15 protein-coding genes are annotated in these 14260 nt (G+C 37.6%); 14 read left to right on the top strand and 1 reads right to left on the bottom strand.

The window, feature by feature from the left end; translation table 11 throughout:
• Nucleotides 1–4 precede the first annotated feature (4 nt).
• From IO90_RS08695 to IO90_RS08685, 3 genes are all read left to right on the top strand, one after another.
• Nucleotides 5–2218, top strand: coding sequence for a hybrid sensor histidine kinase/response regulator (locus IO90_RS08695; RefSeq protein ID WP_034965773.1), 2214 nt, complete (start codon nt 5–7; stop codon nt 2216–2218).
• Nucleotides 2219–2238: 20 nt separating this feature from the next.
• On the top strand, nt 2239–2790 hold the full coding sequence (locus IO90_RS08690) for an antibiotic biosynthesis monooxygenase (protein ID WP_034965772.1): 552 nt from the start codon (nt 2239–2241) through the stop codon (nt 2788–2790).
• 86 nt (nt 2791–2876) lie between these two features.
• A complete protein-coding gene (locus tag IO90_RS08685; protein ID WP_034965771.1) occupies nt 2877–3641 on the top strand; it encodes an Eco47II family restriction endonuclease in 765 nt (254 codons plus the stop codon).
• Here the strand turns inward: IO90_RS08685 and dcm are convergent.
• Entirely contained in the window at nt 3617–4849 is a 1233-nt protein-coding gene (gene dcm, locus IO90_RS08680; RefSeq protein WP_034965770.1) for a DNA (cytosine-5-)-methyltransferase, read from the bottom strand. The genes IO90_RS08685 and dcm overlap by 25 nt on opposite strands.
• 282 nt (nt 4850–5131) lie before the next feature.
• On the opposite strand from dcm, the gene IO90_RS08675 reads away from it, so the two are divergent.
• The 11 genes from IO90_RS08675 to IO90_RS08625 all read left to right on the top strand — a co-directional run bounded on the left by IO90_RS08675 (nt 5132) and on the right by IO90_RS08625 (nt 14244).
• Entirely contained in the window at nt 5132–5689 is a 558-nt protein-coding gene (locus IO90_RS08675; RefSeq protein WP_034965769.1) for a hypothetical protein, read from the top strand.
• A 52-nt stretch (nt 5690–5741) separates the two neighbouring features.
• Nucleotides 5742–6185 carry a lipocalin-like domain-containing protein gene (locus IO90_RS08670; protein WP_034965768.1) on the top strand — a complete coding sequence of 148 codons (444 nt, stop codon included), beginning with the start codon at nt 5742–5744 and terminating at the stop codon, nt 6183–6185.
• 27 nt (nt 6186–6212) lie between these two features.
• A complete protein-coding gene (locus IO90_RS08665) occupies nt 6213–7181 on the top strand; it encodes an NAD(P)H-quinone oxidoreductase (RefSeq protein WP_034965767.1) in 969 nt (322 codons plus the stop codon).
• A gap of 23 nt (nt 7182–7204) precedes the next feature.
• Nucleotides 7205–7876 (top strand): YoaK family protein, encoded by a 672-nt coding sequence (locus tag IO90_RS08660; RefSeq protein WP_034965766.1) that lies wholly within the window; start codon nt 7205–7207, stop codon nt 7874–7876.
• Nucleotides 7877–8164: 288 nt separating this feature from the next.
• Nucleotides 8165–9211, top strand: a complete 1047-nt coding sequence (locus IO90_RS08655; RefSeq protein ID WP_034965765.1) for a cupin domain-containing protein — start codon at nt 8165–8167, stop codon at nt 9209–9211.
• Between the two features lie 25 nt (nt 9212–9236).
• Nucleotides 9237–9938: a YoaK family protein gene (locus IO90_RS08650; RefSeq protein ID WP_034965764.1), complete on the top strand. Its 702-nt coding sequence runs from the start codon at nt 9237–9239 to the stop codon at nt 9936–9938.
• 4 nt (nt 9939–9942) lie between these two features.
• Entirely contained in the window at nt 9943–10404 is a 462-nt protein-coding gene (locus IO90_RS08645) for a redoxin domain-containing protein (RefSeq protein ID WP_034965763.1), read from the top strand.
• A gap of 24 nt (nt 10405–10428) precedes the next feature.
• Entirely contained in the window at nt 10429–10944 is a 516-nt protein-coding gene (locus IO90_RS08640) for a DsbA family protein (protein ID WP_034965762.1), read from the top strand.
• A gap of 210 nt (nt 10945–11154) precedes the next feature.
• Complete coding sequence (locus IO90_RS08635) at nt 11155–11976, top strand: alpha/beta fold hydrolase (protein ID WP_034965761.1); 822 nt, start codon at nt 11155–11157, stop codon at nt 11974–11976.
• Between the two features lie 209 nt (nt 11977–12185).
• Nucleotides 12186–12782, top strand: coding sequence for a TetR/AcrR family transcriptional regulator (locus tag IO90_RS08630; RefSeq protein ID WP_034965760.1), 597 nt, complete (start codon nt 12186–12188; stop codon nt 12780–12782).
• A 301-nt stretch (nt 12783–13083) separates the two neighbouring features.
• The gene (locus tag IO90_RS08625; RefSeq protein WP_034965759.1) at nt 13084–14244 is read left to right on the top strand and encodes an efflux RND transporter periplasmic adaptor subunit; all 1161 of its coding nucleotides are present in this window, start codon (nt 13084–13086) and stop codon (nt 14242–14244) included.
• The last annotated feature ends 16 nt before the right edge of the window (nt 14245–14260 follow it).

The raw sequence follows: 14260 nt of genomic DNA, 5'->3' as shown, positions 1-14260 counted from the left end.
AATTATGAAAAAAATATCCTCAGTAATGGGAAACAGACGGTTCAGTTATTTCATCATCCTCACATTTATTGCGGGTTCTCTCCTATTGATAGCGGTTCAAATCAATTCGGCCGAAAATACCAAAGAACTCATTCAAAATAACAACAGACTTCTCAACGAATTACGCTCCAGCAATCATTTGCGTGAAATCGACCGTGACATTCTGGGTGTTGAAAGCAGAATCAGAGCTTCCATTGCAACCAACGACACCACTCATCTCGAAGGAATCGACCAAAAAATCAGTCAGATAGAAAACTTCCTCGATTCGTTGTCAAAAGATAACTCTGACGATGTTGAAGAAAAGCTGATTCACAGATTGAGCGTTCTTGCAATGGAAAAGAAAACGACGAAAGACAAATTACTGCTCCGTTATCATACTCTTGGAAATATGGACGACAATACTTCCATTGCCAATCCAAGAGCAAGAAAAATTTCGAACGAAATCACTTCTATCACTGCAAAAATCTACGAAAGCAGAAAACTTCATATGGTTGACCTCAGCAGAGAAAGCGAGGAAATGGGACAAAAAGCGAGATTGTATGATATTGCATTATTGTTTTTATTGATTTTGAGCGGTTCAGTTGTCGGCTATCATATTCTTCGCCAGTTCAAACGTCAAAGATTGCTGATTCAGGAATTGGATATTGCAGAGAAAAAAGCATCGGTTGCCGCACAGACCAAAGAAAATTTCCTCGCCAATATGAGCCACGAAATCAGAACGCCATTGAGCGGAATTTTGGGCTTTACTAATCTTTTGCAGAAAAGACCTTTGGATGAGACTTCGAAAGAATTTGTTTCCTCAATTCAAAGGTCTGGAGAAAATCTGATGGCGATTATCAATGACATTTTAGATTTATCAAAAATTGAGGCCGGAATGATGCGCATTACTATTGGAACCTTTAGTATCAATGGTCTAATCAATTCTGTGGAAACTTTATTCGCTGAGCGTGGAAAAGAAAAACGTTTAACAATCTCCAGCAAAGTAGATTCCTCAATTCCGGATACTTTGATTGGTGATGCAACAAGATTGACCCAAATTTTGGTCAACCTCATCGGAAATGCGATTAAATTTACCCATCAGGGAAAAATCGATATTGAAGTTTTCAAGAAATCTCAAACTGACAAAAACATTACACTGGGATTTAAAATTTCTGATACGGGAATTGGAATCGATAAAAAAAAGCTGGGCGAAGTTTTTGAACGTTTTAATCAAGGCGAAGATTCAACCACCCGAAATTTCGGAGGAACAGGTTTAGGTTTGTCGATTGTTAAAAGCTTGGTATTATTACAAGATGGCGATATCGAAGTCAGCAGTGAGCAGGGAAAAGGAACTACTTTTATTTTTAACATTCCATACGGTATTTCTGAAGAGCAATTGAACAAGATTTCGACTGCCAATCCGAACTATTTCAAAGACAAATCCAACGCACCATTGAAGGTTTTGGTTGTGGACGACAATGAGATTAACCAAAGTCTGATGAAACATCTACTCTCGCAATGGAATATCGATTTTGATATTGTATCCAACGGTTTGGAAGCTGTCGAACAATTGATTAATCAGACTTATGATTTGGTTTTGATGGATATTCAGATGCCACAAATGGACGGTTATGTTGCAACCCAACAAATCCGCGAAGTTCTTGAATTGGATATTCCCATCATCGCAATGACTGCGCACGCTTTGGCCGGCGAACGTGAAAAATGTTTGAGCAGAGGAATGAATGAGTATATTTCCAAACCTATCAAGGAAGAAGAATTATTTAAATTAATTTCCAATTTCGGATTGCAGGAAAACGAAAAAACCGAAATCAAAAGCGAGGAAGTCATTTCTGTCTACGAATATATCGAACTTGATTATCTGAAGTCCATCAGCAATGGCGACAAAGATTTTGAAAGAACCGTGACGCAACAGTTTTTAGATAAGGTTCCCACTCATTTGCAGGAAATGAAAATGGCTTATGAAAACAAAGATTTTAACTTACTGAAATTGAGAGCCCACGATTTGAAATCGAGTGTGGCTATAATGGGTTTGCTTCCTTTATTAGAGGAAAAATTAGATAGTTTAGAACTAACAACCGAAGAAAATCCGGCATCAGGAAAAGCTTTGGAAGAAGTAAAAGATATTTTGTTGAAATCTTTCTTCGAAACCAAGTTATTTATGCAGTCGATCGAGAATTAAATTAATTAAAAACCAATTTCATGATGGAAACTCAAGGCGCATCGGTGGTCATCACCCATCACGTTCTCGACGGAAAACAAATCGAATATGAAAAATGGCTTGATGAAATTCTGCCCGTTTCCAAAAGTGCAAAAGGTTTTATCGATTGGCAAATCGTTCGCCCGATTCCAAATCTGACTTTTGTTTACACCGTCATCATTCGTTTTGACACGATTGAAAATCTCCGAAACTGGATGGAATCTGATACCAGAAGAAAATTGATTGACAAGGCGCATCCGTTATTCACAAAAGAAGACAATTACGAAATCAAATCCGGTCTCGATTTTCTTTTTTATGGAGAAAAAGAAAACAAAGTTCCGGTTCGCTGGAAACAATATCTGGCAACCTGGTCTGCCATCTATCCTTTATCATTGCTGATGCAATTGTTGTTATTGCCATCATTAAGATTAATGAATATCCCTGCCAATCGGTATTTTGATACGTTGGTCAGCACTGGCTGTCTGGTTTTCCTGGTGATTTACGTGGTGATGCCGAATTATACTAAGTTGATTAGAAAGTGGCTTTATAAATAAATTGTTATGACAATCTGAATACAGAATGTAAAATAGAATAATAAAAAATTGTAAATTGGCAATCAAACTTTTAATTACAATCAGAAATGGCAAATAAATATGTTAATTTTATCACCGATGAACATTTATTATTTTGTATTGAAAACTTACATAAAGCATATTTAAGAGCTAAGAACAATATTACAAAGAAAAATTTTTACTCAAACAAAGTTGATACAATCAAGCTTACTTTTGATGCAAAATTTAACGACATCGATGAGGAGGACTTAATTCAATCTGAGATTCTTCGACAAATTGATAAATCAATTAACAACTCAATTGGAACTTTTCACGAGCAGGTATTAGGTGGAATTGAGGGTTTTGAAGTGGGAAATTTAAGTGGTTTTGATGTGAAAGCTGATGATAACACACTATTTGCAGACATTAAAAACAAGCATAATACGATGAACAGTAGTTCGTCTGAAGCGTTATTTCAAAAATTGGCCAGATATGCTGACGATTATAAAAAAGCAAAATGCTATTGGGTTCAAATTCTAGCTAAAAACAGTTTCAATGAACTTTGGAGGGGCGAAATCAATGGAAAAGAGTATAGCCACAGCAGAGTTTACAAAATTTCAGGTGACCAATTTTATGCTCTCCTATCTGGTCAAGAGGATGCCCTGTTGCAATTGTATAAGGCTTTTCCTTCAGCAATAGATGATTATTTGCATTCCATTGAACACAATCATTCTATAATTGAAAACTCTGCAATTGACGAAATAAAATTGCAAACAGAAAACTCTAATAGAAGTATCTTAGACCAAATAACATTTGATAATTTTAGTTATTATTTGGGATTTGACAAATTGTAATATTTATTGAGGAATTTCACAATTGAATATCCTACTTCTTTACCTAAATTTACAGGAACTGCATTTCCTATCTGTTTGTATTGTTGTGCAATCGAACCCTCAAATTGCCAATCATCTGGAAAAGTCTGAATTCGGGCATATTCACGGACTGTAAATGGTCGAGTTTCATCGGGATGGCAACGTTCTGTTTGTTTTTGTGCGGGGCTACAAGTCAAAGTTAAACAAGGCTCATCCCAACCAATTCTACGAGCTATGCCAGTTTTCCCACCTCCTAAATGAAAACTTCCTCCCATAAATGACTTCTGAATATCTAAAGGTAAATCTCGCCAATATCCTTTGGGCGGAACTAAATCCAACACTTCAATTTTGCTTTTTGGATACTTTGCACCATCAGATTTGGGAACATTACTATCAAACAATTCCCCCTTCTGCAATGCATCTTTCAAGTTGTAAATTTTCTTATTAGGTTTGGGATATTCATATTCTAAATCGATATCCTTTCTAATACCTACTAAAATTAATCTCTCTCGTTTTTGCGGAACATTATAATTTATAGCTTTTAAAACTTGTACAGGAACTACGTTATAACCAATTTCGTCCAAAATTGAAATCATTCCCTGTAAAGTTTTTCCATTATCGTGACTCAGTAAACCACGGACATTCTCACCAATACAAATCGGAGGATTTACTTCTTTTACAACCCTTGCAAACTCGTAAAACAAAGTCCCTCGAGCGTCTGCCAAACCTAATTTTTTACCCGCATAGCTAAATGCTTGACAAGGAAAACCTCCCGTCACGATATCTACTTTATCTTGATATTCAGAAAAATCAAAAGCTTTTATATCACCTTCCAAAACTTTCCAGTTTGGGCGATTTTTGCGTAGAGTAGCACAAGCGAACTTGTCGATTTCGTTTAAAGCAATACATTTCAAACCTGCTTTTTCCATTCCAACAGCCAAACCTCCTGCGCCAGCAAACAATTCCAAAACTGTATAATCATTTTCTGCTTCAACAAAATTAGATTCATCAATATCATCATTTACAAAATCTGTAAATAATTCTAAGACGTCAGACTTTTTGTAAACTCTATAATTGCTGATAGGTTCTCTGACCGCAGACAATTTACCTTCTCTATCCCAACGTCTAAGCGTCTCTTTGCTTTTACCTATTAATTCTGATGCTTCAGACAATGACAAATATTCACTCATAACCAAGTTTATTAACCTTACACAATGGTTACAAATTTATATAAATTTCCTTATTTAGAAATGAAAAATTTAAAATAATTTTCAACATTATCTAAAACACTGATTCAAATATTATTAACAATTAAAGCTTATCAATTGTAATACATTTAATTACCGCCAATCTATTTCTTATTAAAACTCAACGACACTTTCCGCCTGTTCATCGAATCTCAATTGATTTTGAAATCAGTGGATAGTAGCTTTACACTATCAAATTAATCAAACAATTTAAATCAAAAAATTATGGGAATTATTCAAACACCAGAAAACGCATTGTCTCACTCTACCGTGGCAGCGATCATCAATGCCCCAATCGAAAAAGTAAACATCGCAGATTGGTTATTAAATCTTCCCGATGCAGAATATCAGAGATGTTCTACACAACACATCGGAGCAGCGATTTCCACCACGTATGATGGTGAACTGGTTTCTCTAAACGTCGAAACAATCGGGGATGCTTTGATGGTGCAGCATTATGTTGCCGTTGAACACCGTCCAGATTACTGCAGAATGTTGTCCATCTCAGATTCCATTACCAAAGGCGGCCGTACCAAAGTTCAGGTTTTATGGGAACTGAAAGCTACAAAAATCGATGATAACACGACCTTGTACACCAACGAAATCCACGCAACAGCCACACCTGAAATGTTCGAATACCTGAAAGAACACAACGTGAATCTTGCTGATGCAGCCGCTTCCAGACAAGCCGCTTCTGATGCCCACAACCACGAAGAAACGCCCAACTTTGCAAAAAGCATCGAAAACAAAGCGTTGACCGGAAAATACAACCAACCTTTCTAATTCAAAAAAACATAATGGGCGTATCTCGGTACGCTCATTTTATTTTAAAGTTATGGAAACACTTTTTGAAAAACTTGTAGGAACCTGGACTTTGATAGAACTTATCGAAGTTCCTGTCAACGGCGGAGAAATTACCCATCCGATGGGCGAAAATCCGAAAGGTCTGATTATGTATAATCCTGACGGTTATATGTCGGCACAAATTATGGATACGCATCGGGAAAACTTTCATCAGGAACATTGGACCAATGCTACGCCGGAAGAATATACACAGGAAGGCTCAACCTATCTTGCTTATTCGGGACCATTCAAAACGGACGATGAAAAACAGTTGGTGAGTCACACGATGTACATCTCCCTTTTCCCCAACTGGACGGGACAAACGCAGAATAGAATCTTTATCTTTAAAGATGGTTTTCTGCATCTAGAAAGTGAGAAACCATTCACCAGCAATTCCCGGTTGGTGACTCATCAACTGACCTGGAAGAGAGTTTGAAAGAATCTGATATTAAAATTTAAAAAAATGAAAGCAATCGTTATTACAAAACCTGGAGGTCCTGAAGTATTGGAATTACAGGAATACCCTACTCCCGAAATAGCCGGAGACGAAGTCTTAATCGAAGTGAAAGCAGCCGGAATCAACCGTCCAGATGTTTTTCAGCGTGAAGGAAATTATCCTGCACCAGAAGGAGCTTCCGCCGAAATACCGGGATTGGAAGTTTCCGGAACCATTGTAAAATGCGGACCTGATGTCGTAGATTTTACTGTTGGCGACAAAGTGTGTGCACTTCTTGCTGGTGGCGGTTACGCAGAATATGTCGCTGTGAGAGAAGGTCAGTGTTTACCAGTTCCTGCAGATCTAAGTTTTGCTGAGGCAGCAAGCTTACCTGAAACTGTCTTTACGGTTTGGTCTAATGTTTTTCAGAGAGGAAACCTTCAACCTGGAGAAACCCTTTTGCTCCACGGCGGAAACAGCGGGATTGGAATCACGGGAATTCAGATTGCTCACGCGTTGGGTTCAAAAGTAATTGTCACGGTTGGTTCCGATGAAAAAGGCCAGAAATGTCTTGAACTTGGCGCAGATTCATACATTAATTATAAGACCCAGAATTTTGAAACTGAATTGCAAGACGAAGGTGTCGATGTCATTTTGGATATGATTGGTGGTGATTATTTAGCCAAAAACATCAACATTCTAAAACCTGAAGGCAGATTGGTTCACATCAATGCGGTAAGTGGCAGTCACGTAGATTTGGATATCTGGAAAGTAATGACCAAGCGTCTGACCCTTACAGGAAGTACTTTGAGAAGCCGTGAATATGAATTCAAAAAACAATTGGCTAAAGAAATTCAGAAAAATGTCTGGCCTTTGATTGAATCTAAAAAATTCAAACCTGTCATTTTCAAAACATTTCCTTTTTCAGAAGCTGCGGAAGCGCACAGATTGCTTGAAGACGGTTCTCACACAGGAAAGATTATTCTTGTGAGATAGTAGAAATTTAAAACTGATAACCAATGAAAAGAGATGCGGTCTTCTATTCGTCCCTGATTATGGCTTTCAGTGCAGGTTTTGTGGATACAAGCACCTTTACGGTTGCAGATGGATTATTCTCTGCCCATATCACAGGGAATTTTGTGGTTTTTGCTTACAAATTATCGAACCACCCGCAATTGCGTGATTTTAGCAATCTTGCCAGCTTTCCCGTTTTCATAATGGCAGTCATCTTGACCAGAAAAATGGATAGCCTTTATAAAAATGAAAAAGGAATATTTGCATCCATCGGTATATTTTTGATTGTTGCAGGTTGTATTGCTTTTTTATTAAAACAAAATCAGATTGCAACAGGATTTGTATATCATTCTATTCTGATGCTGATTGTTTTTTCGATGGGAATCCAGAATACGGTAACCCGTTTATACGCCAATTCTGCTTTTGGCCCGACGACGGTAATGACAGGCAATGTGACCAAAGCCATCCTTGATTTTTTCAATTATATCTCTACACAACATACCCTTGAAAAATTAGTAGAACTAAGGAAATCATTGGTACTTCTGACAGGTTTTTTGATTGGATGTGTCTTTGGCGCTTTGATTTCTGCTCGTTTCGGATTGGTTTCAATGTTGATTCCTGGTATTGTGATTTCGGCTTACTATACGATACCTACAAGAAAAAAATCTTTATCCTGAAAATAAATTCTTTTATCATTTAAAAAATCGTCCTTCCCAAGTTAAATTGAGAAGGATTTTTTATTAATTAAAATGGACGTCTTTAGGAATCTCAATCGATAAAATTCGAATTGAAAGTCTATTATCTCTCCTCTATTTTCTTTATTCCAAAGACACCAACTACTCCTTTCAAATTCCCACCGACTCATTTTGCCCATTCATCGAAAAGCACTTCGAAATCTTTTGATTCCGGGGTAGCTTTACAGTAGAAATAAAGACAAATAATCATTAATTATAAAAATTACTATTATGAATACTGCATCATTAAGTTTCAAATACGAATTAGAGAAAAAAGAACCAAGAACCAACGACGGTGGAACTACAAGAGGTGCCTCTGTAAAAGATTTCCCAGCATCTATCGGCATTGCAGGCGTTTCTATGAGACTGCAACCGGGAAGTATGCGAGAATTGCACTGGCACGCCAACGCGGCAGAATGGGCTTACGTCATATCAGGAACGGTTCGTACCACGATTATTCATCCTGATGGACACAGTTATACAGACAATTTTGAGCCGGGCGACGTTTGGTATTTTCCAAAAGGTTACGGTCACTCGATTCAGGCAACAGGAACCGAGGAATGTCATTTCATTTTGATTTTTGATAATGGTAATTTTTCCGAAGACCATACGTTCAGCGTGACCGATTTTGTTTCGTCTGTACCACCTGAAATTGTTGCTCAAAATTTAGGTTTAACTTTAGAAGAAGTCGCGGCTTTACCTCAAAAAGAAGCCTACTTCGCAGCGGGAGTTGTTCCTGATGAAATGTCTTTCGTTGCTGAAGCACGTCCGAATGAATCTGATATCGAACTGACAAGTTTTCACCGTTATCCTTTGCATTCTCAACAGCCAAGAATTGTTCCTGGTGGAGGCTTGCAGAGATTGGTAACGAGTAAAGAATTTCCTATCAGCAGTACAATGTCGGGTTCTATTTTGGAACTTCAGCCGGGCGCTTTGAGAGAAATGCACTGGCATCCGAATGCGGACGAATGGCAATATTTTATTTCTGGACAGGCAGAGATGTCGGTTTTTCTGGCAGAATCTACTTGTGTTACGGAGCAGTTCAGCGCAGGCGATGTTGGTTATGTTCCAATGGGAGCCGGACATTACATCAAAAATACAGGTGATACCGTTTGCAGAATTCTGATTGGCTTCAATAGCGGAAAATATGAATCGATTGATTTGAGCGAATGGCTGGCTGGAAATCCGAAAGATGTTGTTGTAACGAACTTTGGCTTGAAGGAAGATGAAATTGAGAAATTCCCGACTGAGAAAGTTTTTATCCAGCCTAAGAAATAAGTTTAGATTTAAATCTCTCGAAATAATGGATAATTCTGTCATCAAATCAAAGCCTTTCGTTTCGTCTGATTCTATTAAGATGCAAGAGAGATTAGCGATATTTCTAGCTTTGATTGCAGGCTACATCGATGCAACAGGATTGATTCAGTGGAAAACGTATGTCTCTTTTATGAGTGGAAATACCACTTCACTGGGCGCAGCCATTTCAACGGGTAAATCTGGAATCATTATCACATCAGTAACAGTCATAAGTTGTTTTTTACTAGGAATTTATGCCGGAACCTGTCTTTCATTATGGAAGAGAATTAAGAACCAAATATTAACATTTTATATAGTTTCCGGAATTCTCATTTTCTATTCGATTATTGCTTATTTTTATGATATCAATAATTTGTTATCCATTGCAATTGTAGGATTTTCAATGGGATTGATTAACACGATTGTGACTTCAGTAGGAAACCAAAAAGTAAATACGGATTTCGTGACAGGAACGTTGAACAGTTTAGCAAGAAACACCGCAATGCTGACGATGACGAAGGATAAAGCAGAAAAAAAGGAATATCAATCCAACGCCATTCATCTTTTGCTTTTGTGGATAGGCTTTTTATATGGTGCGTTTATCGCTCCTTTCCTAATCGATTATTTTGGAAAATGTACTTTGATGATTCCTGCATTATTACTAATGATTTGCGGAATATTGATTTCAAAAATTAACGCTAAAAACTAATATTATGTTACAAAAAAACGATGTTGCCCCAGATTTCACTTTGTACGCAACGCCAGACCAGAAAATTACACTTTCAGAATTCAGAGGAAAAAATGTCATCCTTGCTTTTTATCCCGCCGACTGGAGTCCGGTTTGCAGCGACCAAATGGCTTTATATAATGAAACTTTGAAGTTTTTTAAGAAATACGATGCAGAGATTTTTGGAATTTCTGTGGACAGCAAATGGTGTCATCTCGCATTTGCACAATCCAGAAATTTACACTTCCCTTTACTCGCAGACTTCGAAGCTAAAGGAGAAATTGCTAAAAAATATGGTGTTTATGATGAGGAAGAAGGTGAATGTAAACGCGCTTTGTTTGTCATCAACAAAGACGGAATCATAGAATGGAGTTATCTATCGCCAACGGCCATCAATCCTGGCGCGGACGGAATTTTAGAAGCTTTAGAAACCCTTAACACAAAATAAATAACCCTTAACACAAAATAAATTATGTCACTAAAACCAAATGTCAGCCAAGCTGACCACGCACAAGGCAACTTAGAAGCTGACCTCGTTATCGTAGAGTACGGCGATTATCAATGTCCATACTGTGGCGCCGCTTATCCGGTTCTGAAAGAGTTGATGAAAGAATTTGGAAGTCAAATCAAATTTGTTTTCAGAAACTTTCCATTGTCTGAAATGCACCAATACGCAAGACCGGCGGCCATCGCAGCAGAAGCAGCCAATCTTCAGGGGAAATTCTGGGAAATGCACGATGCGATTTATGAAAATCAAAGAGATTTGAATGAGAACTTATTAATGAAATTGGCAGAACAATTAAAACTGAACATTCCTCAATTTGAAAAGGATTTGGAAAATACAGAATTGGCAGAAAAAGTTGATTCAGATTTTGAAAGCGGTATCGTGAGTGGCGTGAACGGAACACCTTCCTTCTTCATGAATGGAAAGAAATTAGATGGTGGCGCGGAAGACCTTTTGGAATTGGTAAGGGAAAACGTGAACTAATGACGAATCTGTAGCCCGACTTGAGTGGATCCCGATGTAAAATCGGGAGGGAACGGAAGGCGGATATAGCTGCCCAAAATAAAAATTATCAAAAATGTACGATATTAAACTAGATTAACGGGAAACGAATTGAACCATCCTACATTTGTTAAAGAATTAAGACAACAAAATATTAAAATAAATTAATCACAACATTTAAAAAATTAAATTATGAGCACACTAAAATTAAAAGACGGAACAGAGATTTTTTACAAAGACCAAGGCGAAGGACCAACTTTGATGTTTCACCACGGATGGCCTTTATCATCTGACGATTGTGATGCACAGGTGATTTTCTTCCTTCAAAGAGGTTACCGAGTGGTGACGCACGACAGAAGAGGTCATGGTCGCTCCAGCCAGGACATTTATAATCACACGATTGAGCAATATGCTTCTGATGCGGCAGAATTGGTAGAATTCCTTGACCTGAAAGATGTAGTTCACATCGGGCACTCTACAGGTGGTGGCGAAGTGATCCGTTATGTGGCAAAATATGCTAATGGAAGAGCGAAAAAAGCAGTTTTAATCAGCGCAGTTCCTCCTATTATGGTGGCAAGTGATAATAATCCAGATGGTGTTCCAATGTCCGTTTTCGACGGTATCAGAGACCAGACTTTGAATAACAGAAGCCAGTTTTATATCGATTTGACTTTCCCTTTCTACGGCTACAACAGAGAAGGTGCAGACGTGAAAGAAGGTGTACAAAGAAACTGGTGGAGACAAGGAATGATGGGCGGAATCGTGGCTCATTATGACGGAATCAAAGCATTTTCTGAAACTGACCAGACAGAAGATTTGAAAGCGACCGACATCCCAGTTTTGGTGCTTCATGGTGAAGATGACCAGATTGTTCCTTACCAAAATGCTGCTTTGAAATCTATTAAATTATTGAAAAACGGAACTTTAAAAACATATCCTGGTTTCCCTCACGGAATGCCAACTACGGAAGCTCCTACGATTAATAAAGACCTTTTGGAGTTTATCGAAGCTTAATTTTGACTACACTTTAAATATTATAAAGGATGAATCTGTTGGTTCATCCTTTTTTAGATTAAATCTATGATAATTTTAAATCTTATTTTTACCATTAATAAAGGATTTTCCAAAAATGAATTTTATTTGCGATCAAATAACTGTGAAATTATTTGGCGGTTAAGAACTTTTAGTTGTAGTTTTGCTAACGCTGTTAGAAATTTAAAATAATGGGCTTACACGAACGTCGTCAAAGAGAAAAGGAATCTATCCGTGCAAATATTTTGCAGGAGGCTTTCAATTTGGCCAAAACGGAAGGTTGGGCCGCACTTTCTATACGTAAGATTGCTGATGCGATTGAATACAGTGCTCCTGTAGTTTATGACTACTTCGAAAATAAGGAGGCGATTTTGTACGAAATCTCTCTAAACGGTTTTCATCAATTACACATCGAGTTGCTGAAAGCTCAGAAAAAATACGAAACGCCAGAAGATCAATTGACGGCGATTGTAGATGCTTATTGGGAGTTTGCTTTTAAAAACAAAGAATATTACCAATTGATGTTTGGTCTTGGAATGCAGTGTAGCGGGAAAGGCATGATGAAGGAAGAATTTTCCTCTTTCCAAGATATGCTTTACGAATGCACTTTGGAAATCATCAATAAAAAAGGATCAAATCCTGATAATGCCTGCCACTCTTCTCACGCTTTGTTTTCAGCCGTTCACGGATTGATATCTATCATGATGATGAGAAATGCAGATATTCCTTCTACAATGAATAAAACAACGTTGGACGAAACTGTTTCGGCTTTTATAAAGTCATTGTAATTTTTTTTTGTATCATCAATTAACAGTGTTAGGAAAATTAACATTAAATTAATCTTAAAGATTTTCAAGTAGATTTGAAATCCTTCTCTTTCGAATAAACTTACTTGTCTATATTAACACCGTTAGATATAATAACAGCTTTAAATAATTAAGAATAACATTAAACCAAAATATTATGAAAACAGAAATCTAATCCAATCCGAATGTTATATTTTTTTGAACAAATCATTAACACTGTTAGGAAAAATAACTATAAAACTATTAAGAACATATCTAACTTAATCCATAATTCAAACCCAAAATGAAAACTATTACTAAAATAAAATTGCTCATACTTACATCGAGTATCATACTTTTACAAAACTGCACAAAAGCGGCTGAAGGTGTTGGAGCATTACCGCCAGCTCCGGAATTACCAGTCTACACGGTGATCACATCTAACACTTCAACTTTTCAGGAATTCCCGACCGCTTTGGAAGGAAAAAATAATGTCGAGATCAGATCTCAAGTCGATGGTTATCTTGATAAAATCTTCGTTGAGGAAGGCGCATTCGTAAGAGCTGGACAACCATTGTTTAAAATCGATTCCAGATCTTACGGCGAACAAGTGAATATGGCAAGTGCCAATCTACAAGCAGCCAACGCCAACATTCAAAAAATGAAAGTAGAAGTTGACCGACTCACAACTTTGGTTGCAGAGAAAGTGGTTTCCGATGTCCAACTGAAAACAGCCAAAGCCAATTACGCCGTCGCAGTGGCAACTGCAGCTCAGGCAAAAGCATCTTTGAGCGGTTCCAGAATCACCAATGGTTTTACGACGATTACAGCGCCCGTAAGCGGTTATCTTGGTAGAATTCCGTACAAAAAAGGAAGTTTGATTTCCAAATCAGATCCTACTCCTCTGACTTTTGTTTCGGACATCAGCGAGATTTATGCCTATTTCTCCATCAGTGAAATCGACTTTATTGCTTTTCAAAAGAAATACGCCGGCGCAACGCTGGAAGAAAAAATGAAAAACATGCCTTTGGTAAATCTGGTGATTGCTGATAACACGACCTATTCCGAAAAAGGAAAAATGAAAATGATCGATGGACAATTCGATAAAAGTACTGGTGCAATCACAGTTCGTGCAACTTTCCCAAATCCGAACGGAACTTTGAGAAGTGGTAACACAGGAAAGGTTAGAATGCCTCAATTATTATCAGATGCAGTTGTCATTCCGCAAGAATCAACCTTCGAAATTCAAGATAAAACTTACGTTTATGTTCTTGGAAAAGACAAAACAGTCACCAGCAAACCAATCACGATTTCCGGAAAGACGGAACATTATTATTTTATTTCCGAAGGACTTAAAAAAGGTGACCAGATTGTCTTCACAGGTTTAGGCAGCTTAAAAGACGGTGCATCCATCAAACCAAAAATGATTTCTTCTGATAGCTTATTGACAGCGACACCATTGTAAACTGCTTTTTGCTACT

It is taken from the genome of Chryseobacterium sp. FH1 (assembly GCF_000735135.1).
In the GTDB taxonomy this organism is placed as follows: Bacteria; Bacteroidota; Bacteroidia; order Flavobacteriales; family Weeksellaceae; genus Epilithonimonas.
The sequence above is the reverse complement of the archived record's forward strand: the minus strand, read 5'-3'. Positions and strand labels throughout refer to the sequence as shown.